Origin of the sequence: Acinetobacter sp. ANC 3781 (assembly GCF_004331285.1) — a bacterium.
GTDB lineage: Bacteria > Pseudomonadota > Gammaproteobacteria > Pseudomonadales > Moraxellaceae > Acinetobacter.
On the sequence record NZ_SJOH01000006.1, the window covers coordinates 43377 to 65884 of the forward strand.

Consider the following 22508-nt stretch of genomic DNA (forward strand, 5'->3'; position numbering starts at 1 on the left):
AGAACAACAAAATTGGAAAAGGAGAATGAATATGTCTTTATCGGCACTCTTCGCCTGATTCAGTTTTTATTCTTCTGGTCTTTGTATGAGTTACTACTTTTTGCCAAACAAGCCCAGCCCATCATCATTCTAATAGCAATTGTACCGCTGATTTAGGTTTAGTGGATTACATCCCATAACTATAAAAGCAATCGAAAAGTGATGACTCAACGCTGCGTATGAGTGAATTTCTTTGGAGGCTTCTTATTCCTTGGTGGAGACTGCTTATTTGGCTAATGGGTGTATTCTTAGCCTAGCTTTATCTATAAAAAACTCAATGCAGCATAAAAAAGCACCCTTTAACAGGTGCTTTTTATTTTTATAAGTAACTACTTAATGAGCGTTATTTAAAATTTTCAATCAAGTGCTCAATGACAAGCGCATAGTGAATACCAATGTCTTCTTCCAGAATATTGTAGGCATTATCAAACTGAACCATTGGCCAGCCTTCTTTCCAGAATGGGAAAATATTATGTAGATCGTGCGTTACAATTGCATCTTCACGAACAATTGCTTGCGCAACTTGTGATAAAACCTGCGCTGTTTCAGCACCGTCAATTGCCATGTAATCAATACCTCGTACTTTCAAAATACGGATACGGTCTTTTTTATATTTAATTTTTTTCGCTTGTCCGGGATTTAATCCTAATGCCAAAGTCACTGCTTCAACAAAGTTTTTTTCAAAAGTGTCATGTAAAGCCACAATTGCCTGTTTATACGCTTCTTGACGACCAGCTTTACCTCCATTACGGATAATCTCTTTCGCTTCAGTATTCAGCTCATCGTCTTTCATGGACTGTAAAATGTCTAAAATTTCGATATCGCTTAAAGATTCAGGAGATTGATCAGTCATAAACTGTCCTTGGACAAAAATAATAAAAGTCTATTTTCGCATAAATCATCTTTCAATACAGGAATAAAATCTGCTTCTGACGATTATTCAGCCATCATGCAGGCCTGTTGGGCTTTTGTTGTGTTAAATATGCTGAAAACCTTTATATTAGCCTTCGTTCTTCTTTGTCTTTGGCTCTTATGATCAGCAAGCAACAAACGGTTCTTTTTTTAAAACAATTGCGGCAGGAATACCCTTCGGCCTTTAAAAGAAATTATTTGTTTTATAGCATGATTAAGACCAAAGGTATTTTAGATGAGTTAAAAGAGCTAATTCCTTGGCTATTGGCCGCAATGATTTTTATCAGCCTCGCAATTAGTCTTGGTCATTTGATTGCACTTCAACTGCCGCAACTCAGTGCCTTTCGTGCGCAAGGCACCGCTGTATTGGCAATTATGTTGCTGTTTATGCTATATACACCATTGGTGATTAAACAAATTAAACACAGTTCCATCTCGATGTATCAACAACTGCGCCATACTCCTGTCAAACTGGCCACCCTGATTGTGCTACAAACGATTAATATTGCCTATATTGAAAGCATCTTCTTACAAGGAATTTTATTTTTCTTTGCCTTAAGTTTTGGCTTTGTGCACTTCTATAAAGAGAATATGTTCCGTGCCGACACCCAAGTTGAACAATATTTTTACTTGCAAGAGATACGACGCATTTGCTTTTGGTCATATAAACAAATTTTAAAAACTAAACTTAAGCGCCTAATCAGTACAAAAAATTCCGTGCCCTATAAAACAGCGCAGCAACAGGAAAAACAGTTTGTCGACTTATATATGCAACTGATTCAATATGAAAATGCGCTGTGTAAAACCTATAAACATGCAGATATAGAGAGCTATTTAGATACTTTAATGTAAAGATTATTGTTCTAATGCGCCCTATTCAGTTGCATGTAAAATAATAATTTTAAAATTGCCGAATAAGCACAGCAATAGCTACCCACTACTTCAGCTAACAGACTCATTGTCGTATTTACGCAAGTGGCGTACGCAACCCAACTGGGTTACAGTTCGAACCTGGTTCCAATAAACTTTGGGCCATTGCCAATGAACGAGATGAAATTGGTGCAAGTTTGGTGCCTGACTATTTAACCTCTATTCAAGATGGTGGCTTTTATGGCTGGCCCTATAGCTATTACGGTCAAAATATTGATACCCGAGTCAAACAACAACGTCCAGATTTAGTAAAAAAAGCCCTTAAACCAGACTATGCTTTACGCTCACATGTCGCTGCACTTGGATTATGGTTTTATAATGGCACAGGATTGCCGGCTCAATATAACGGTGGTGCATTTGTCAGTAATCATGGCAGTTGGGATCGGTCTCCGTTAAGTGGTTATGACGTGGTGTTTATACCCTTTAAAGATGGTATGCCAAGCGGCAAAGCGATACCAATTGTGACAGGATTTCCTTCCAAAGATGAAAGCAAGTTGTTTGGCGCGCCTGTGGGCCTAACACAAGATCGTAACGGGGCTTTGCTTGTGGCAGACGATGTAGGCAATATAATTTGGCGCGTTTCGGCTCAATAATAAAATTCAGCATTAATAAATGACCACTGTTTTAAGATAAAAGGGATATCTTTTTTGTTCTATTTCTTAACTAAAACAAAAAATCAAGAGAAATCCCTTTTTTAAGCCATGCGGTTACTGCATAAAAAGTAGGCACAAAAAAAGAAACGGCAAAGCTATTATCGGTATTAGGAGACTTAAGAAAGTTAAAATTCGATCTCTTTACCCCCATAAGCACATGAATTGATTGAAAAGAAAGCAAACACACCGAAAGATACTTGCCAAGTTTTATTTCGTCCTCTATTATTGCGCACATGCCCGAGTGGTGAAATCGGTAGACACAGGGGATTTAAAATCCCCCGCCCACAAAGCGTGCCAGTTCGAGTCTGGCCTCGGGCACCATTTTAAGTCTTATTAAAATGGTGCAATAAAAGACCCAGCGATAAGCTGGTTTTTTTATACCTAAATTCTTAAAATACAATCACTACATCATAAGAAATAAAATAATGAACAAAAACAGAAGACATAGCATTTGGTATGTCAGCCTATTCATCTTGATTATTTCATCTTTTTGCTACGCAGAAGAATCAGTTAACAAAGAACAAGCTAAGGTTATTTATGATTTATTTTCTGGAACGATTACTCAAGATAAAGATCAACTTATCTTACATCGCTGTAGTATAGCCCGAGATCAATTCCTACTTGATTTTAATCATCCTGAAGATGAAATAAAAATCCGCAGATTAATACAACAAGATTCCTATTTTTGGCTCAATCTAAGAGCCAGAGCTTATGAGAATAATAAGATATACCGTTTAAGAGTAGAGGGAATCTCCGCGGTACATCTTAAAAAAAGCTGTCATCTTTCAGATTTATTATCCGATTTAGATAAACTTCCCAAAGGAAAACTAACCAATAGAGAGTGACTTACCACTCTCTATTAGATACTAGTTCTTCCATTTCAATATCCATATAACCGTGCTCTTGTACCACCATCATCATGGCCTCAGCAATATAATCGGCTGCAGTATCATCTAAGGATGAATCTAGATCTTCAAACTGGGGTTTCATCTTATTAATTAAAACAACGGTTTCGGCAGCAAAACGATAAATTTCCACTTCAGACAAATCAGACTTTGCGACTTTCTTTGCAAACTGTTTAATAACCTGCTTAATTTCCGCTACCAGAATATCTGGATAATATTCATCATCAAACATGGGGAGAAGTAAATCTTCAAACATACAACACTCAAAAAAGACACGCATTAAAGCGAGCCTGTATAACATAAAGCAACATAATTACCAAACCAAACCACAAAAAAGAGAGGGGACTTTACCTATATTCTATTTTATTCACACTTCTTACATTCAATTACGCTTGGCTCATTACCTGCCAAATTGCCTCACTGATTGCTTTTCTAAAATATTCACTAATTCTATCTAAACCTAAAATAGATTATTTTCATATTTACTCTTCCTTTCTGTAGTTAAGGCATACTAAAAGATAATTAGACTTGCAACCTTTCTCACAATATAAACTAAACAACTAATTTATTTAAATTTTTAAATTTAATGTAGGGGTTTGGTTGAGTTTTCGATACATTCGATAGCCTTACTAGGATTTAAATAAAACTTACTTTATAAAATAAAAACATGATTTTTATAGGGAAATGTTATGAAAGCCATTTTAGTTACATTTCTTGGAATAACCTTAGCAGCATGCTCTACAACACCAATGAAAGATACTCACAAAAATATTATTTCTGAACCCGAAGTAATAGCGGCACAGCAAGCTTGGTGTAAAGCATTACTTGATATCAGTTCAATCTACGATAAAAGCGGAAAACAAGCAGCAAATGATCTCGCCAGTAAAGTGATTGATACTGCATATTTTTATCAGGATGGCCCTGTTTTATTTAAACCCACATTAGCCACCAATCCACAAACATTCAGAACCACAAAACAAGGTGCTTTATCTTATTTCGTGGGAGGAGATCCAAATTTTCCGAGTGACAAAGGGTTTGCACTCGGTGGGTGGCAAAAATGCGAAATCGATAATGCAGCTATAAATATATCGGGTAACAGTGCGACCACTTTAGGCAAAGTTCACTTCACCAATAAGAATGGCGAAGTCACTACTGTAGATAAAACCTGGAAATTTGTAAAAGATAATGCAGGTAAATTACGAATCGTTGTTCACCATTCTTCGCTTGAGCATAAAGACAAATAATTACATCTTTAAAGCAAAAAAAAGCTCGACCCCCTTATTGAGCTTTTCTTATTTACAGACCTAGATGATTCACTGCATTCCACACTTTAATTGCATCTGACATCGCTTTGACATCGTGTGCACGTACCATACAAGCGCCCTGTTGAATACTGAATAAATGAGCAGCAACAGAACCAACCGCACGATTTTGTGCATCTGCCCCACCCAATGCTTCACCAATGAAACGCTTTCGAGAAAGCGCAGATAAAATGGGATAACCCATGTCATTTAATTTATAAAATTCATTTAATAATTTTAAATTTTGCTGTGCATTCTTAGCAAAACCAAATCCTGGATCAACCATGATATTTTCAGGTTTTATCCCGACTTCTAAAGCATCATCGACACGTTGTTGCAGCTCTTTGATTACATCCGTTGTTACATCAGCATATTGGTTTAAATTATTCATTGTGGTTGGTTCACCACGCATATGCATAATGATGACAGGTATATTCAGTTCAGCCGCGGTTTCAAGTGCCTGAGGACGTGTTAACGCCCTAACATCATTCCAGATATGCGCTCCTGCTTGAACTGCTGCACGCATCACTTCCGGTTGTGAAGTATCAATTGAGATAATTACCTCATGTTTCGATAATTCATTCACCACAGGCACAACACGACGTATTTCTTCTTCGACTTCTACAGTTGATGCTCCCGGACGTGTTGATTCCCCTCCTACATCAATAACAGTCGCGCCATCCGCAATCATTTGCAGCGCATAAGCCACGGCTTGATCTTTTCCATTATGCTTTCCACCATCACTAAACGAGTCTGGAGTAACATTTAAAATACCCATCACATGCGGTTGAGATAAATCCAGACTTATCCGTCCACATTGCAATACTCGTTTTGGTAATGGCATTAACCGCATAATAACTCTCCTTAAATATCTAACTCACAGTGTATCAAGAGTTGGTTTCACTCTAGCTGAAATCTTTTTAAATTCTAAATTTTTAGCATAAAAAAGAGCCTCAATTGAGACTCTTTTTACACCAAAACCCAAGTCGTTAGCTTGCAGGTAATGGTGGAGGTGTTGCTGGACCATCAGTCGGTGTTACATCAATCACTGGATGATCAGCAATATAGACCTTAGGTGGTTGAGGTTCACGACCTTCCATAATGTCACGGATTTGATCACGATCAATGGTTTCCCATTCCATCAATGCTTTAACCATCGCATGAGCAACATCTTTTTTACTTTCTAGGATATCGCGTGCGATTTTATACTGCTCATCTAAAATTCGACGAATTTCACGGTCTACTTCTAGTTGTGTAGTTTCAGAAATACTGCGACTACCAATACTTCCCATGAAAGATTGCTGCGCATCTTCTTCATAAACCATCACGCCCATTTTGTCAGACATGCCATATTTGGTGACCATTGCACGTGCCATTTTCGTTGCACGTTCAAAGTCGTTTGAAGCCCCTGTAGACATCTGATTAATGAATACTTCTTCAGCAATACGACCACCAAACAAAATTGAAAGTTCATTCAACATTTTGTCTTTATAATGGCTGGTTTGATCAAATTCAGGTAACTGCCAAGTTACACCCAAAGCCCAACCACGCGGCATAATGGTTACTTTATGCACCGGGTCTGTACCGGGTAAACTTTCAGCAACAATCGCATGACCGGCTTCATGATAGGCCGTAGCTCGACGCTCTTCGTCACGAAGCACCATCGATTTACGCTCTGGCCCCATGTACAACTTGTCTTTTGCATCCTCAAAGTCATGCATATCGACTGTGTTTTTGTTGCGACGTGCTGCAAAAAGTGCCGCTTCGTTCACAAGATTCGCCAATTGTGCACCTGAGAAACCTGGTGTACCACGTGCAAGAACTTTTACATCTACACCTGTTACAGAAGGCAATTTTTTCATGTGAACATTAAGAATTTGTTCGCGACCTTTAATGTCTGGAAGACCCACCATCACTTGACGGTCAAAACGTCCTGGACGAAGTAAGGCTTTATCCAGTACATCTGCGCGGTTAGTTGCAGCGATTACAATAATACCCTCGTTACCTTCAAAACCATCCATCTCTACAAGCATCTGATTCAGTGTTTGTTCACGTTCATCGTGACCACCACCGGTACCTGAACCACGGTGACGACCGACTGCATCAATCTCATCAATAAAGATAATACATGGTGCATGGCGTTTTGCTTGTTCAAACATATCACGGACACGAGACGCACCCACACCGACGAACATTTCAACGAAGTCAGAACCAGAAATACTAAAGAAAGGAACTTTTGCTTCACCAGCAATGGCTTTGGCAAGTAAAGTTTTACCTGTACCTGGGGGACCGACCATTAAAACACCACGTGGAATACTTGCACCCAGACGTTTAAATTTGGTTGGGTCTTTCAGGAAATCGACAATTTCCACCACTTCTTGTTTAGCTTCATCACAGCCCGCAACATCTGAAAAAGTGACTTTAATTTGGTCTTCAGAAAGCATTTTGGCTTTTGACTTACCAAAACTCATCGGGCCACTTTTACCACCTGCACCACCACCCATGTTTCGCATAAAGAACATGAATAACAAAATGATTAAAAGTACAGGGAAGCTGGCGATAAGAAGTTGCATCAACAAGCCTTGACGCGCAGGTGCAGTACCCTCTACGACCACACCCTGTTTGATGAGGCTTGGCATAAGTTCCGGGTCTTGAATTGCAGGACGAATACTCTCAAACTCTGAACCGTTTGTTTTTTCACCACGAATTCTTTCACCATCAATCGTGACTTGCTTAATTTGACCAGCATTCACCGCTGAAACAAACTCTGAATAATTCATTGCAGTCGGTTGATTGCGGTCACTGATGTTGCTGAAAATCAGAATCAGCACACCGAGTATAACCAGCCACAAAACGGCATTCTTGAAGAGATCGCTCAAAGCTTTATTCCCATATCAATCTAATTTGATCATGCCCAAAAACGGGTGACCCTAATTTAAGCTGAAGATCAGCTTTGCAATATTTTAAAAATGTACAAAATGCACAATTTTTAACGTCTTGGCAAGTAAACTTTATTTAGAAGCCTTCTTGCGCCCTTGTCCGATCAAAAATACTTCTTTAGAACGGGCACGTGAAGCAGCAGGTTTTGATGTTTTTAATACATCAAAGCTATCTACAACTTGTTTACGGAATTCATCAAATCCTGTGCCCTGGAAAACCTTGACTACAAATTGCCCTTTAGGTCCTAGAACCTTGTTGGCAAAATCTAAAGCAAGTTCACACAAGTAAATCTGACGCGGTTGATCTACAGCCTTATTACCTGATGTATTGGGGGCCATATCTGAAATTACAACGTCTACGGTCCGTCCGTTTAAAAGATTTAACAATTTTTCGAAAACTTCTTCTTCCCGAAAGTCACCTTGTAAAAAAGTTACATCAGGCAATGCATCCATTTCCAAGATATCTGAAGCGATCAGCAAACCTTTATCGCCGACCAATTTTCCGGCAATTTGCGACCAACTACCTGGTGCAGCACCCAGGTCTACAACTGTCATGCCTGGTTTAATAATTTTATATTTTTCTTGCATTTCAAGAAGCTTATACGCAGCACGCGCACGGTAGCCTTCCTTCTGTGCTTTTTTCACAAACGGATCGTCTAAGTGCTCGCGCATCCAATCTCGACTGCTTTTCGATAACTTTTGGTTGGTAATGCGTGTTGCCATAACTCTCTAAATAATAAAAAACTTCTAATTTATTATTGTACGTGAAAAATGCCATAGTTGCAGTATACATCTGTATCTAAATCTGATCTTTGGTATGTTTTTTTCAATCACTGAAATCGATTATTTCACAGAATATAAAGCGTTTAAATGTGAGATTTGCTATACTAGGCCGTTTTTAAAATTAGGTTATCTTTATGGCGGCTTTATCAATTCAGGAACGCAAGCGTTTGCGTCAAATCGGACATGCACTTAACCCAGTGGTTATGTTGGGCGGTCAAGGTTTGACTGAAAATGTCATCGAAGAAACAAACCGTGCTTTAAATGATCATGAACTGATTAAAGTTAAAATTGCCGGTGAAGATCGCGAAGCACGTGTTGCTGCAATTAACGAAATTGCTCAAGTGACTGGCGCTGAGATAGTACAAACGATTGGTAAAATTGCGTTGCTTTATAAAAAAGCTGCAAAACAAAATCCAAAACTTTCGAATCTTGTACGCCACGCACATTTGTCTAACTAAGCTTTATGGCCAGTTACGAACTTAATGCTTTCGATCGTCGCTTTCAATCCATCTCGTTAGTGGGAGCGATTGAACAACAAGGTCCATATGGTATAAATGTAGGCTATTGGTTACGTGATCCAAATCAATTCATGCAGTGGCCTGATTTGGTGCAAGGTAATCTACGTCAAGATTTCTTATGGGAACATACCTGTTATGAAATTTTTATTGGCGTGCAGGGTGAAGATTTCTATCGGGAGATCAACCTCTCCCCTTCACAAGCTTGGCAGGCGTATCAATTCGAAGAATATCGTTATCCTGAAGATATGCCTCCGCAAGCTGCAGATGACATTGAACTCAATCAACTCAAACGTACACATTACGGTTTAAATGTAAGTCTGGATTTAACCGAATTTATGTTAAAGCATAAATTACAATGGTCAAATATGTTCTTGGGTTTAAGTGCTGTACTTAAAACTTCGCAAGGTACCCAATACTACGCAATGCAACATAGCAGTCCGAATGCAGACTTTCACAACAAACGTGATTGGCTACATCAGTTTTAAACCAGAACATTGATATTTGAAAAATAAAAAAGTGAGGCAGACGGCCTCACTTTTTTATGCTTTCAATTTTATGTTTTCAATACTTGGGTTCAGGAAATATTGTATATCCCTCTCTTAGTTTTGCATTTTGCATTTTGCATTGAACAATAAATCAGCTTTTTAATGTTGGTTTTTCTTCAGCTTTAACAGAAACCTTTTTCCATGCATCTAAAGTATGCTCTTTTGAACGCTTGAAGGTTTCAGTTAAATGATCTTTATGTTTAACAGAAATCTGGCTTACATCCTCTTTTAATTCTTTACCCAATTTGGATAAATCCTCAATCACTGCATTGAATTCGGTTTTCACAAACTCCTTCAACTCAGTTAAATCTTTTTGTGAAAAATTCAATTGTTTTTTAATGGTATCAATGCGTTGTAGCAGATCCTGTTTCAGATTTTGAACTTGATCTTGTACATTGGCCTGCAGTTCTTTGGCATCAGCCTTAATATTTTCAGCCGACTCAGTTACTGTTTCGGTTACCTTTTGCTTTGCCTCTTTAGATGCTTGCTCCAACTTTTCAGCACTATCAGCAACTACCTCTTTTAAGGCAGGTTTAGCTTTAACTTGTTTTTGTTCTGTAGTCATGGCCTTGTTCCTATCGTTATTGGATGAGAGCTATAGACTAGTCGATTTGATAAAATTTAAGTTTTGATTTGTCAGACAATTATTATTTGCTTACATTTTACATACACTGTCTACAAACAGACTTTTGTTTAAAACACAAGGTATTTATCTTTCATATTCGGGATAAATAGCATGGACTTCAACAGGTCGACTGCGTATAATGCCGTGTTAAGTTCAAGCGAGCAGACATAGGGAGGGTTGGTTAAAAAAATAGCCTTCCTTTTTTTTCGTCTTCTCGCTTTTTTACAGCCTAAATTTCAGGAGCTTTGGTTTGAGCACTCCCGCCATTTTAGCCCTCGCAGATGGAACGATCTTTAAAGGTACGTCTATCGGTGCATCGGGTAGTACGACTGGTGAAGTCGTTTTTAATACAGCAATGACTGGCTATCAAGAAATTTTGACTGACCCGAGTTATGCACAGCAACTTGTGACTTTGACTTACCCGCATATTGGTAATACAGGTTGTAATGATGAAGACGCTGAGTCAGGTCGAATTCATAAAGTATGGGCAAACGGTTTAATTATCCGTGACCTTCCTTTATTGCATAGCAACTTCCGTGCGAATCAATCTTTGGGTGAATATCTTCAACAACATAATGTTGTTGCAATTGCCGATATTGATACACGTAAATTGACCAGAATTTTACGTGCCAAGGGCGCGCAGAATGGTTGCATCCTTGCCGGTGAAAACATTACAGAAGAAGAGGCTTTAGAAAAAGCACGTGCATTTGGCGGTTTAAACGGTTTAGACCTGGCGAAAGAATGCTGTGACCCGGCCGGTTTTGAATGGACTGAAGGTTCTTGGGCACTTGGCCAAGGCTTCTCTCAACCTGAACTTAAATTCCATGTGATTGCATATGATTACGGTGTCAAAACCAACATCTTACGTATGCTGACTGATCGCGGATGCAAACTAACTGTAGTTCCAGCTCAAACGCCTGCAGAAAAAGTTCTCGCATTAAATCCGGATGGTGTGTTCTTGTCGAACGGTCCTGGCGATCCAGCTGCATGTGATTATGCAATTGAAGCGGTAAAAACGATTGTTGAAACCACCAACTTACCTGTATTTGGTATCTGTTTAGGTCACCAGATCCTTGCGCTTGCTTCTGGTGCTAAAACTGTGAAAATGCCTCACGGTCACCACGGTGCAAACCATCCTGTACAAAATCTTGAAGATGGTACAGTGATGATTACTTCTCAAAACCACGGCTTTGCAGTGGAAATTGATACTCTACCTGCAAACCTGAAAGCGACGCACATCTCATTGTTCGACCAAACCCTCCAGGGTATGCATCGCACGGATAAACCAGCGTTCAGCTTCCAGGGTCACCCTGAAGCGAGTCCTGGTCCACATGACTGTGCCCCTTTGTTCGATCATTTCATCGAACTTATCGAAGCGTCTAAGAAGTAATTAAGGAAGCGATCATGGCTAAACGTACAGACATTAAAAGCATCTTAATTATTGGTGCGGGTCCGATTGTGATCGGTCAGGCATGTGAGTTTGACTACTCAGGTGCACAAGCATGTAAAGCCCTTCGTGAAGAAGGCTACCGTGTTATTCTGGTGAACTCTAACCCAGCAACCATTATGACCGACCCGTCAATGGCTGATGCAACGTATATCGAACCGATTACTTGGCAGACCGTTGCACAAATCATTGAAAAAGAGCGTCCAGATGCTGTCCTACCGACTATGGGTGGTCAAACAGCATTGAACTGTGCGCTTGCACTTGATGAACACGGTATTTTAGAAAAATACAATGTTGAATTGATCGGTGCGAGTAAAGATGCCATTGAAATGGCTGAAGACCGTAAACTGTTTGATGACGCGATGCGTCGTATTGGTCTTGAATGTCCACGTGCTGCTGTTGCAAGCACCATGGAAGAAGCATTCGAAATCCAGGCAAAATTAGGCTTCCCTTCGATTATTCGTCCATCATTCACTATGGGTGGTTCAGGCGGTGGTATTGCTTACAACCGTGACGAATTCATTGAAATCTGTGAACGTGGTTTCGACCTGTCGCCGACTCACCAACTTTTAATCGATGAATCATTGATTGGTTGGAAAGAGTACGAAATGGAAGTTGTTCGTGACAAAAACGACAACTGTATTATCGTATGTGCGATCGAAAACTTTGACCCTATGGGCGTTCATACAGGTGACTCAATCACAGTTGCCCCTGCGCAAACATTGACCGACAAAGAATACCAAATCATGCGTAATGCATCGATTGCCGTTCTGCGTGAAATTGGTGTGGAAACAGGTGGTTCGAACGTTCAATTCGGTATTAACCCGAAAGACGGTCGTATGGTTGTGATCGAGATGAATCCGCGTGTATCACGTTCATCTGCACTTGCATCTAAAGCAACGGGCTTCCCGATTGCACGAATTGCAGCGAAACTGGCTGTGGGTTACACCCTTGATGAATTGAAAAATGACATCACTGGCGGTGCAACACCTGCGTCATTCGAACCTGCAATTGACTATGTAGTAACTAAGATTCCTCGTTTTAACTTCGAGAAATTCCCACAAGCTGAAGCAATTCTAACTACACAGATGAAATCTGTGGGCGAAGTGATGGCGATTGGCCGTAACTTCCAGGAATCTTTGCAAAAAGCGCTTCGTGGTCTTGAAGTGGGCGTATGTGGTTTTGACGAAAAACTCGAAGTCGGTGCTGATGGCGCACGCGAGAAAATTCTTCAAGAACTTAAAGTACCTGGTCCAGAACGTATTTGGTTCATCGGTGACGCATTCCGTCATGGTTTCACTTTAGACGAAGTGTTTGCAGCAACCAACATCGACAAATGGTTCTTGATCCAAATCGAAGACATCATCAAAACTGAAAACCAAATCAAAACCTTAGGTTTTGGTGATTTGAATGCGGACAATATCCGTTCGTTCAAACGCAAAGGTTTATCAGATCTTCGCATTGCAGATTTGATGGGCATTTCACAAAAACAATTCCGTAAACACCGTTGGAACTTGGGCGTAACCCCGGTTTACAAACGTGTCGATACCTGTGCAGCAGAGTTCGAATCTGATACTGCTTACATGTATTCAACTTACGACGAAGAATGTGAAGCAAATCCATCGAACCGCGACAAGATCATGGTCATCGGTGGCGGTCCTAACCGTATTGGTCAAGGGATCGAGTTCGATTACTGCTGTGTACACGCAGCGCTTGCAATGCGTGAAGATGGTTACGAAACCATCATGGTGAACTGTAACCCTGAAACGGTTTCAACTGACTATGACACGTCAGACCGTTTATACTTCGAACCGATTACCCTGGAAGATGTGCTTGAAATCGTGCGTATCGAGAAGCCTAAAGGCATTATCGTGCAGTACGGCGGTCAAACACCTTTGAAATTGGCACGTGCTTTAGAAGAAGCCGGTGCACCAATTATCGGTACATCTCCAGATGCGATTGACCGTGCAGAAGACCGTGAACGTTTCCAGCAAATGATTCAACGTCTGCAGCTTCGTCAACCAAGCAACAGCATTGTAAAATCTGCTGAAGAAGGTATGGCTGAAGCATCTAAAGTGGGCTACCCGCTGGTTGTTCGTCCTTCATACGTACTTGGCGGTCGTGCGATGGAAATCGTATATAACGACGACGAATTGAAACGCTACTTACGTGATGCAGTTCAAGCCTCTAACGAAGCACCTGTATTGCTGGATCACTTCCTTGATGATGCAACTGAAGTCGATGTTGACTGTGTATCCGACGGTAAAGATGTGGTCATTGGCGGGATCATGCAGCACATTGAACAAGCGGGTATTCACTCGGGTGACTCAGCATGTTCTATTCCTCCTTATTCTCTATCTCAAGAGATTCAGGACGAAATGCGCCGTCAAACTGTTGCCATGGCGAAAGAGCTTGGCGTAATTGGTTTGATGAACGTACAGTTTGCGGTTAAAGGCAACGACGTTTATATTCTGGAAGTGAACCCACGTGCATCACGTACTGTGCCTTTCGTTTCTAAATGTATCGGTGAGTCTTTAGCGAAAGTGGCTGCACGTTGTATGGCGGGCCAGTCTTTGGAATCTCAAGGATTTACCAAAGAGATTATCCCGACTCACTTCGCTGTAAAAGAAGCGGTGTTCCCATTTGCAAAATTCCCGGGTGTTGACCCAATTCTTGGCCCTGAAATGAAGTCTACGGGCGAAGTGATGGGTGTGGGTACAACTTTTGGTGAAGCATTCTATAAAGCTGTGTTAGGCTCGAATGATCGCTTGCCTGGTAAACCAACTGAAGGCGAAGTAAAACATGCATTCCTGTCTGTACGCGAGTCAGATAAACCGCATGTTGCACGCATTGCACAACAACTTGTTGATTACGGTTTCAAACTTGTAGCAACAAGTGGTACGCATAAAGTGATTACTGAAGCTGGTATTGCATGTGAACGTGTGAATAAGGTAACCGAAGGTCGCCCTCATATCGTAGATCGCTTGAAAAATGGCGAGATTCACCTCATTATCAATACTTCTGAAGGTAAACAAGCTCAGCAGGATTCGTTCTCAATCCGTCGCTCTGCGCTTCAAGGTAAAGTGTATTACACTACGACCTTGAATGGTGCTGATGCTGTATGCCAAGCTTTAGCAATTAAATTGCCAATGGATGTATACCGCTTGCAAGATTTAACAGTAGGTTAATAAATTACCGATAAGTCCCGTCACCTTATTGGTGGCGGGATTTTTTCATTTATAAACCATTCATTTTTATACTCACTTAGAGGGACAACAATGCAACGTTATCCTATGACTCCTGAAGGCAAACTTGCCTTAGAGAAAGAATTACATCAGTTAAAAAGTATTGATCGTCCACGTATTATTGCAGCCATTGCTGAAGCGCGTGAACATGGGGATTTGAAAGAAAATGCGGAATACCATGCTGCCCGCGAGCAACAAGGTTTCTGTGAAGGCCGTATTCAGGACATCGAAGGTAAACTCGGCGCAATGCAAGTGATTGATGTTAAAACACTTGAACAAAACGGTCGGGTCGTTTTTGGGGTGACAGTAACGATTGAGAACCTGGATACTGAAGAACAAAAGACTTATCAAATTGTAGGCGATGACGAAGCAGACTTTAAGATCAACAAGATTTCTGTGAACTCCCCTATAGCTCGTGGTCTTTTAGGCAAAAGCGAAGGCGATGAAGCAAAAATTCAAACACCAAATGGTGAAGTGGAATACGAGATTGTGAAAGTTGAATATCTTTAACTTTAAAGATTGAATACTTTTAAAGCCCCTCTAATGAGGGGTTTTTTATTGCAAAATCTTCATTTCATCTTTAACTTATAGACTAATCACCAGATAAATAAAAAATGGATGATCGCGTTATACAAGCTTTTTACTATGCAATAGGTGGTTTGATACTGGGTATTGCTATCGCCATAAAATGGTCATATTTCATAGACATGAATACCAATTCCGCACTTATTATCTTTATTACTACAATCAGCTCTGCAATTTTAGGTTTTCTTTTTCCTAATAGTGTCAAAGGCTTATTTATGAGTCTGTGGAATTTTTTTAGATAAAATTTTTCATAATTTTAATCTTTACATCTCCCTTTCGAACTCGAAATATATTTAAAGGATTCTCATCTCCTAAAAGGAGAGGAAACATTGATTATTAATTCAAATATTCCTTGAATACAATTCTCTATTTAACCAGTTAAACAACTTTAGTCATTTCATAATGGAAGTCCCTTTTGCCTATGGGATGAGCAGCACTGCTGCACAAGTAGGATGAGGGCTTAAAGCTTTTACGCTATAATCCCTCAACCTCCCATATCACATATTTCTCTATGGATAATCTGATCAACTCCCCTGTTAAACACTGGTGCGAGTTCGAATTCATCTCTAAAACAGTGAAGAACCCGAATATTCACATTAAGGGGAATTACAGTTATTACAGCGCTTATTGGGATCAAGGTTTTGAGCGTTGTGTCGTGCGTTATTTACATGACAAGCCTGCAACTGTAGAGAAACCAATTGATCAGCTCCATATCGGTAATTTTGTTTGTTTCGGCGCAGAATGCGCGGTTATGATGGGTGGCAACCAATTACATCGTACCGACTGGATTTCAGCATTTCCTTTTGATACTCGCAGTTTTGTCCCTGCTGGCGACACAGTCATTGGTGACGGTTGCTGGATTGGTTCGCGTGCCATGATTATGCAAGGTGTAAAACTAGGCGAAGGTGCTGTTGTTGCTACAGGCGCAGTTGTCACCAAAGACGTACCACCTTATGCGGTGGTCGGCGGTGTACCTGCCCAAATTATTAAATACCGTTTTCCTGAGGAAGACATTAAAAAACTGCTTTCTCTAAAGCTCTATGATTTAGATGAAAAGCAGTTTTTAAAGATGCGTGAACAGTTACAGACAGATGATGTGGCTAGCTTGGTAAATTTTATATCTAATTTATAAAATTACAGTCCAGTTTTTATATAATTCATCCAAGATTCAATAAAATCACTAGTTTTACTCAAAGGGCTTATTGAAAATGCAGACAAGTACTCTATGTACTTGCTTTCTTTCCAACTAGCATCATCTCTAATTCGCTCAATATTATGATGCTCATGAATAAAGCAACCCATAAAAAAATCTTCAATTTTATAATCCCATTTCAATATATCTCGCACCCATGTAGTATCAGTAATTGCATCAAACTTAGTATCAAAACTTAAATTAAGATTATGCTTTTTCATAAAATCTCTCTTATTTAAATACAGATTATGAGATAAGATTTTCATAATTGTTTCAAAATACCTAATATAATCATGTTTTACCGATAACGGCGTCATCATTAGGCTAATAAGAATTAAATTCTTATTATTTTCATTTGTCCTTAATAAAGCATATTGATTTAGCTTTTTAACTAACTCACGCGGATTTAATTTTTTCTCTAATTGCAAAGCTAAAACCCAAAAATAGAACTCGTTCACTTCATCTTTATTAGCCAACTCTCCTATTCGAAAGAGGTGTTCTTGGATAATATTTTCATAATTTTTTTCACACTTTTCTGAAGAAAGATGTACTGTAAAATCAATAATTTTTTCAAAATAATCGCCATTCAATTCCGAGTCATAACCATAATAACTTTTTACTGATTGCAACAATTGGGGTTTATTTATAACCAATAAAAAAACTATTTTGGGGATATCAAAAAAATGTTTAATTCTTTCAATTAAACGAATCGCAAAATCTGGTCGGCAACGATCTAGCTCATCAATGATAAATACCAAAGGCTTATCTAACTTTTCAGCGAGTTTAGCTAATTCATTTTTAAAATCTTGAATCGTTTCTTTCTCAATATGATGATTATTAATTTTCTCCTCTATTTTTTCTTTTACTTTTTCTGTAATTTGGTCGCTTGCTAAATCATATAGCTCTTTCCCCTCCTTATAAGTTTGCTGAGCAGCTTCACCTAAAGCACCTAAACCAATCATATGCAAGCCTGCACGAGCAGCAATCATAGGAATAATCGAAGCTAAAGAAATTAATACTGAAGCTGTCTTTGAATTAAAGTCTTCAATCTCTTCAGCATCGATTTCATTAGAGCCTTTAAAAGCTTGACTAATCTCTGCTGCAATTGTTAGAAAAGGATCATCAAGATAATCATTTGCGAAAGCATCTAAATAAATCACGTTATGATTTTCATTTTCTAAATGCTTTTGCCAATGCCTAACAAACCATGTTTTACCTTCACCCCAACGTGCATCCAATGCCAATACAGCGCCACATTGTAAACGATCCACATAATTCGTGAGCTGAATACCTAAACGCTCTCTCCCAAAGATCTCCATCCCACGCTTCTTCAATATTTTCAAAATCGTCTTTTGCCCAATTCAGCTGCTTTATCTCAGTCATTTCTACTTCATTATTAATAATTTAATACACTTATGATATGACAATTCTCAAAGTCAGTTTGCCTATATTTTTACATATAATTTCAAATTAAAAATCTGCTTACAATTTCATCAGACTTTAGTTTTAAACCTACTAATTTTCTATCCAATCCATGTTAGATTAACTTATAAAAATATTTAGCGGAGTTAATTATCCCTATGAAATTACTAGGTTTTATTCCATCAGGAATACAGCTAGTATTGGAGTGTAAATTGTTTTTATAAACCATAAATCATAGTGTTAAAAGCATCCGTGCAAGTAAAGATTATAAGGAGAAACACATGTCATATCATAATATTTTAGTTCCAGTTGACGGTTCAGAAACTGCATATGCAGCGGTAGCAAAAGCAGCTGAATTTGCGAAAGCATTTGGCAGCAAAGTTACAGTGGTACAAGTTTTATCACTTGACCCTTACATTGCAGCGGAATATATCTCTGCCAATCAAACCAACGATTTAATCGAACGCGCCCGTACCGCAATTATTGAATCCCTTGATGCTGCAAAAGCAAAATTTCATGAACAAGGCATTGAAGTAGAAACCAAACTACTGGAAGGACAAGTGGTTCATCGTGAAATTGTCAAAGCTGCCGAAGAGAATCATGCAGACCTGATTATCATTGGTTCACATGGTCGTACTGGCTTCAAAAAACTTTTCCTCGGCAGTGTCGCACAAAGCCTGTTGGGTGAATCCCATATTCCTGTACTGATTGTGCGTGAATAATAATGATCTTGGCCTTTCCCATCTCTGTCTAAAGGTGGGAAATCGCTAACTCCTAAGCATTTATTACTATTATTACTCATTTATCCATTGATATTGTTTTAAATTAATCTTGTCTCCAATCACCATCACTCCTTCTTCCAATAATTTTAAGCGTTGAATATTGTCACCATGATGATCAAGCTTACTTAGGCTAATTTTTCCTTGCGAATTAATCACTCTATGCCAAGGAATTTCTGCATCTGCCTCCAAATGCTTTAAAACATATCCTACTAAACGTGCATGTTTGGGCAATCCTGCCATCTTTGCAATTTGTCCGTACGAGGCCACTTTCCCATAAGGAATGAGAGCCACCACCTGCAAAATTTGACGGGCTAATTCATCACTAGAACGACTTGAATGTTGTGGCATAGATCGTCCTTCAATTATCCAATTTAAACTTGTGAACATAAAAAAACCTTTTAAAAGGCTTTTTTTATCAGCGTTAACGATTAGAAATTATCTGGACTTTCCAAGCGTTTCACAGCCTGTACCTTTTCCGGATTATGCATCACAGCAACCCCATCTTCAGCTTTTTCATCAATTAAGGCATCTGGGTTATATACTGTAATAGTTTCATTACCATTGGCGTCTTCACCCACAATATACTGAAAGCCTTTCTTGTTCATTTTATGACACATGCGTTGATACCAACCTTTAAAACCCGTCGTTTCTTCATTCGGGTTGTAATAGAACGCATTCATAACGGCGGGTAAACCGAGGCCACAAACCAGACCAGAAAGTAATACTGCAATAAAGGTATAACCAATTAAGATACTGCTATATTCGCTTAACTGCGGAATATTGGCTACTGCCAGAATCAAGGCAAGCGAAATTCCTCCGCGCACCCCGCCCCAAGATAATATAGCCAGACTGCCGTTATAACTTTTGTTTCTAAAACTCGGGAAAAATGCAAACGACAGATAGTTAGCAGCAAAGCGCGAAGCATGCAAAATAATAAAGGCAACAATACCGCCTAAAATGAGACTAATGCTTAAATCTAAAATAAACAGTTCCAGACCAATCAGCGTAAACAGGAATGAATTGATAATGCCTTCGACAGTATGCCAAAAATGGTTAACTTCACGAATTTCACGTTCTTGCAGAATTTCTTTCCATTTATTCCCCACCACTAAGCCACCAATGACGCAGGCAATAGGTGCAGAAGCATGTGCAAATAGGGCAACCAGATACGAGCCACAGGCCAGTAATGCCGTAGTTAGAATTAAAGACTCCATTTCATGTTTACCACGAAGCAATCTTAAAATTCCCAGACCAAAGGCCCAGCCAATAATGACCGCCACCACGATTTCGTAGAGCAAGGTTTCTAAAGTGCCAAGAATAGTAAAGTGTTCACCCTGCAATACATTCAACAAAGTCATGAATACAGCGATACACATGGCATCATTAAACAGTGACTCCCCTTCGAGTTTCACAATCAGATGATGAGGAGCACGCACTGAACTTAAAACACCTTTCACCCCAATCGGGTCAGTTGCACCAAGCGCAGCGCCTAATAACAGCAGAACCAGTATGTCGACATGCTTACCTATCAGGAATTGATAGCCATATAAAGTCATGCCAAAAAAGACTGCACAAAGTACCAGAGCAATACTGGCCAAAATACTAATCGGCTTCCAATGGCTTTTTAAATCGGATACTTTAAATTTTAAAGCTGAAGAGGTCAGAATAAAACAAATTACCCCATTAATTAAAAAGTCATAAAAATCAATATGACGAACCGCTTCTTCAATATTGTGAATATTAATTGTTATAAACTGATTACCGCTGAGTAAACTTGCGCCCCATTGTAAAATAAACACAAAAATCGCCGACACAATCGGTACACCAATCGCTTGCGGGAAACCCAGAATACGTTTATTAAAAATTGTCGTGGCAATAGAAAGTGCAAAAATGACAGTAAAGACTTGAAGAAAAAAGAAATTTCCCATTAAGGTTCCAATTTTAGCGATTCATTGGAATAAAGCGAATTTATCCAACTATTTCCCAGTAAAATAATTCATTAGATAACATTTATGAACTGAATCAGTTTAACGATTTTTTGTAGAGCAAACAAAATAGTTAAGTTTTTTTACATATTTTTAGCAATGATTTAATATAGACAAACATCTCAGCGTTTAGTGTAGCCACACTTTTTTTAATCTCCACATTAAGTTGAATTTATTCATGCATCAAACAGTGAAAACCATCTTTCGACTTTTTTTTGCAGTTGTCATTTTTCTCATTACCTTGGCTTTATTTTTCAGTGCCTATTCTAAAATCAAAGAAATTTTGCAAGCAGATCAGCAGTTCCAGCAAGCCAAACATATTTCACTCAAGTCGAGCGCTCAAGAGCAATTGGTTTTGGTTTCCAATAATAAACGCCCCGATCAAGCGATTTTTATTTTGATTGCCCAAAATGGTTATATTGCTAAATTAAACTGCATCCATTATCTGCAAAATATTTGTACCGATGAATATAACCAGTCACATACCCGACAAATCCAGCAGCTCGATTTATTAAAAGTGGGTCAGCAGCATTATATTGAAAATATTACTTATCAAGACAGCCGTACCCAAAAGCAGCAACAATGGTCTTATTCCAAGCAACAAATTCAGCAATTTTATCAGGTGGACATTGCTAGTTTAAAATACATTGTTTTTAGCATCCTTCTATTTGCACTAGCGGCACTGTATGTCTCCATTCGGATTCTCCGCAACTTTAAAAATTTTTTAACGCGTTAACAAGCCCAATAAAAAAGAGGATATGGAATCCTCTTTTTTAATCACTTTAAATAGCTTGATTGAAGGTATCGCAATCATTGATATTTCCCGATTTCAAACCAGTTTGAAACCATTTCATGCGCTGTTCGCTACTACCATGGGTAAAGCTGTCTGGTACAACCTGTCCTGTGGAACGTTTCTGTAAATAGTCATCTCCAATTTTGTGCGCTGCATCCATCGCTTCTTCAATATCGCCTTGTTCCAGGAATTGGGTACGTTGCTGATTATGATTGGCCCAAATTCCGGCAAAGCAGTCCGCCTGTAATTCCTGACGCACAGAGAGTTGATTACCCTGAACTTGACTAGATTGAGCACGTGCTTTTTGCACCTGATCTGAAATGCCTAACAGGGTTTGAAGATGATGTCCCACTTCATGCGCAACCACATAGGCTTGAGCAAAATCGCCGGCCTGATCTTGGCGGGATAATTCAGTGCTGTTCTGTTCACCGGAAATCCCCATTTGCTGACGCATATCTTTAAAGAAGGCCGTATCGATATAGACTTTTTGATCTGTTGGACAATAAAAAGGTCCCATCGCAGATTGTGCTGTACCACAGCCTGAATTCACCACCCCACTAAACATCACCAATTTAGGTGCCACATATTGGCTATTCAGTTGCTGCTGAAATACCTGAGTCCAGGTATCTTCGGTATCCGCCAACACTGTGCCAACAAAATCCATGGCTTCTTGCTGTTGTGGAGTTGGATTATCCAAGCCTCTGGTTTCAGCCAATTGTGATTGTGAGGTCACCTGTTTGGTGGCTTGATAAGCTTGCTGCGGGTCAACGCCAAAAAATTTCCAGGCTACGAACGCAACCACAAGTCCTAAAATACTAATACCACCTGCTTTCGCACCAGCTCCACCACGACGGTCCTCGACATTGGTACTTACACGACGTCCTTTCCAGCGCATAATGATATTCCT

General features: G+C 39.3%; 21 protein-coding genes, 1 tRNA gene and 1 pseudogene. 13 read left to right on the forward strand and 10 right to left on the reverse strand.

Going from position 1 to position 22508, the window contains the following annotated elements; translation table 11 throughout:
* Window positions 1-382: 382 nt before the first annotated feature.
* Window positions 383-892, reverse strand: a complete 510-nt coding sequence (locus tag E0H89_RS05950) for a hypothetical protein (protein WP_131215447.1) — start codon at window positions 890-892, stop codon at window positions 383-385.
* A gap of 179 nt (window positions 893-1071) precedes the next feature.
* Here E0H89_RS05950 and E0H89_RS05955 point away from each other — a divergent pair, with 179 nt between their 5' ends.
* From E0H89_RS05955 to E0H89_RS05970, 4 genes and pseudogenes are all read left to right on the forward strand, one after another.
* A complete protein-coding gene (locus E0H89_RS05955) occupies window positions 1072-1803 on the forward strand; it encodes a hypothetical protein (protein WP_131215449.1) in 732 nt (243 codons plus the stop codon).
* Between the two features lie 110 nt (window positions 1804-1913).
* Window positions 1914-2474, forward strand: a pseudogene (locus E0H89_RS05960) (PQQ-dependent sugar dehydrogenase); the annotation flags it as partial.
* 295 nt (window positions 2475-2769) lie between these two features.
* Window positions 2770-2855: transfer RNA gene (locus E0H89_RS05965), tRNA-Leu, on the forward strand.
* A 104-nt stretch (window positions 2856-2959) separates the two neighbouring features.
* Window positions 2960-3379, forward strand: a complete 420-nt coding sequence (locus tag E0H89_RS05970; protein ID WP_131215453.1) for a hypothetical protein — start codon at window positions 2960-2962, stop codon at window positions 3377-3379.
* 1 nt (window position 3380) lies between these two features.
* Here the strand turns inward: E0H89_RS05970 and E0H89_RS05975 are convergent, their stop codons facing one another.
* Window positions 3381-3695 carry a DUF5713 family protein gene (locus E0H89_RS05975; protein WP_131215454.1) on the reverse strand — a complete coding sequence of 105 codons (315 nt, stop codon included), beginning with the start codon at window positions 3693-3695 and terminating at the stop codon, window positions 3381-3383.
* Between the two features lie 433 nt (window positions 3696-4128).
* Between E0H89_RS05975 and E0H89_RS05980 the strand changes: the two genes are divergently transcribed.
* Window positions 4129-4683 carry a metal-independent carbonic anhydrase family protein gene (locus tag E0H89_RS05980; protein ID WP_131215456.1) on the forward strand — a complete coding sequence of 185 codons (555 nt, stop codon included), beginning with the start codon at window positions 4129-4131 and terminating at the stop codon, window positions 4681-4683.
* Window positions 4684-4735: 52 nt separating this feature from the next.
* Here the strand turns inward: E0H89_RS05980 and folP are convergent, their stop codons facing one another.
* The 3 genes from folP to rlmE all read right to left on the reverse strand — a co-directional run bounded on the left by folP (window position 4736) and on the right by rlmE (window position 8402).
* Window positions 4736-5593 carry a dihydropteroate synthase gene (gene folP, locus E0H89_RS05985; RefSeq protein ID WP_131215458.1) on the reverse strand — a complete coding sequence of 286 codons (858 nt, stop codon included), beginning with the start codon at window positions 5591-5593 and terminating at the stop codon, window positions 4736-4738.
* Between the two features lie 136 nt (window positions 5594-5729).
* The gene (ftsH, locus tag E0H89_RS05990; protein ID WP_131215460.1) at window positions 5730-7619 is read right to left on the reverse strand and encodes an ATP-dependent zinc metalloprotease FtsH; all 1890 of its coding nucleotides are present in this window, start codon (window positions 7617-7619) and stop codon (window positions 5730-5732) included.
* 132 nt (window positions 7620-7751) lie between these two features.
* On the reverse strand, window positions 7752-8402 hold the full coding sequence (rlmE, locus tag E0H89_RS05995; protein WP_131215462.1) for a 23S rRNA (uridine(2552)-2'-O)-methyltransferase RlmE: 651 nt from the start codon (window positions 8400-8402) through the stop codon (window positions 7752-7754).
* Window positions 8403-8596: 194 nt separating this feature from the next.
* Here rlmE and yhbY point away from each other — a divergent pair, with 194 nt between their 5' ends.
* Together yhbY and E0H89_RS06005 are read left to right on the forward strand one after the other, a co-directional pair.
* Window positions 8597-8920: a ribosome assembly RNA-binding protein YhbY gene (yhbY, locus tag E0H89_RS06000; RefSeq protein WP_067868089.1), complete on the forward strand. Its 324-nt coding sequence runs from the start codon at window positions 8597-8599 to the stop codon at window positions 8918-8920.
* Window positions 8921-8925: 5 nt separating this feature from the next.
* Window positions 8926-9465, forward strand: a complete 540-nt coding sequence (locus E0H89_RS06005; RefSeq protein WP_131215464.1) for a DOMON-like domain-containing protein — start codon at window positions 8926-8928, stop codon at window positions 9463-9465.
* A gap of 151 nt (window positions 9466-9616) precedes the next feature.
* Here the strand turns inward: E0H89_RS06005 and E0H89_RS06010 are convergent, their stop codons facing one another.
* Window positions 9617-10090 (reverse strand): hypothetical protein, encoded by a 474-nt coding sequence (locus E0H89_RS06010; protein ID WP_131215466.1) that lies wholly within the window; start codon window positions 10088-10090, stop codon window positions 9617-9619.
* A gap of 310 nt (window positions 10091-10400) precedes the next feature.
* Here E0H89_RS06010 and carA point away from each other — a divergent pair, with 310 nt between their 5' ends.
* The 4 genes from carA to E0H89_RS06035 all read left to right on the forward strand — a co-directional run bounded on the left by carA (window position 10401) and on the right by E0H89_RS06035 (window position 16559).
* Window positions 10401-11540 carry a glutamine-hydrolyzing carbamoyl-phosphate synthase small subunit gene (gene carA, locus E0H89_RS06015; protein ID WP_131215468.1) on the forward strand — a complete coding sequence of 380 codons (1140 nt, stop codon included), beginning with the start codon at window positions 10401-10403 and terminating at the stop codon, window positions 11538-11540.
* A 14-nt stretch (window positions 11541-11554) separates the two neighbouring features.
* Complete coding sequence (gene carB / locus E0H89_RS06020; protein WP_131215470.1) at window positions 11555-14785, forward strand: carbamoyl-phosphate synthase large subunit; 3231 nt, start codon at window positions 11555-11557, stop codon at window positions 14783-14785.
* Between the two features lie 90 nt (window positions 14786-14875).
* Window positions 14876-15352 (forward strand): transcription elongation factor GreA, encoded by a 477-nt coding sequence (gene greA, locus E0H89_RS06025; RefSeq protein WP_131215472.1) that lies wholly within the window; start codon window positions 14876-14878, stop codon window positions 15350-15352.
* A gap of 586 nt (window positions 15353-15938) precedes the next feature.
* Window positions 15939-16559 (forward strand): CatB-related O-acetyltransferase, encoded by a 621-nt coding sequence (locus E0H89_RS06035; RefSeq protein ID WP_131215475.1) that lies wholly within the window; start codon window positions 15939-15941, stop codon window positions 16557-16559.
* Between the two features lie 2 nt (window positions 16560-16561).
* Here the strand turns inward: E0H89_RS06035 and E0H89_RS06040 are convergent, their stop codons facing one another.
* The gene (locus E0H89_RS06040) at window positions 16562-17890 is read right to left on the reverse strand and encodes a KAP family P-loop NTPase fold protein (protein ID WP_350416981.1); all 1329 of its coding nucleotides are present in this window, start codon (window positions 17888-17890) and stop codon (window positions 16562-16564) included.
* A gap of 432 nt (window positions 17891-18322) precedes the next feature.
* On the opposite strand from E0H89_RS06040, the gene E0H89_RS06045 reads away from it, so the two are divergent.
* On the forward strand, window positions 18323-18763 hold the full coding sequence (locus tag E0H89_RS06045; protein WP_131215477.1) for a universal stress protein: 441 nt from the start codon (window positions 18323-18325) through the stop codon (window positions 18761-18763).
* 72 nt (window positions 18764-18835) lie between these two features.
* Here E0H89_RS06045 and E0H89_RS06050 read toward each other — a convergent pair whose 3' ends face one another.
* Entirely contained in the window at window positions 18836-19171 is a 336-nt protein-coding gene (locus tag E0H89_RS06050; RefSeq protein WP_131215479.1) for an MGMT family protein, read from the reverse strand.
* An 80-nt stretch (window positions 19172-19251) separates the two neighbouring features.
* Window positions 19252-20751: a cation:proton antiporter gene (locus E0H89_RS06055; RefSeq protein ID WP_131215481.1), complete on the reverse strand. Its 1500-nt coding sequence runs from the start codon at window positions 20749-20751 to the stop codon at window positions 19252-19254.
* Between the two features lie 235 nt (window positions 20752-20986).
* Here E0H89_RS06055 and E0H89_RS06060 point away from each other — a divergent pair, with 235 nt between their 5' ends.
* The gene (locus E0H89_RS06060; RefSeq protein WP_131215483.1) at window positions 20987-21544 is read left to right on the forward strand and encodes a hypothetical protein; all 558 of its coding nucleotides are present in this window, start codon (window positions 20987-20989) and stop codon (window positions 21542-21544) included.
* 46 nt (window positions 21545-21590) lie between these two features.
* Here E0H89_RS06060 and ypfJ read toward each other — a convergent pair whose 3' ends face one another.
* Complete coding sequence (ypfJ, locus tag E0H89_RS06065) at window positions 21591-22496, reverse strand: KPN_02809 family neutral zinc metallopeptidase (RefSeq protein ID WP_131215485.1); 906 nt, start codon at window positions 22494-22496, stop codon at window positions 21591-21593.
* Window positions 22497-22508 lie beyond the last annotated feature (12 nt).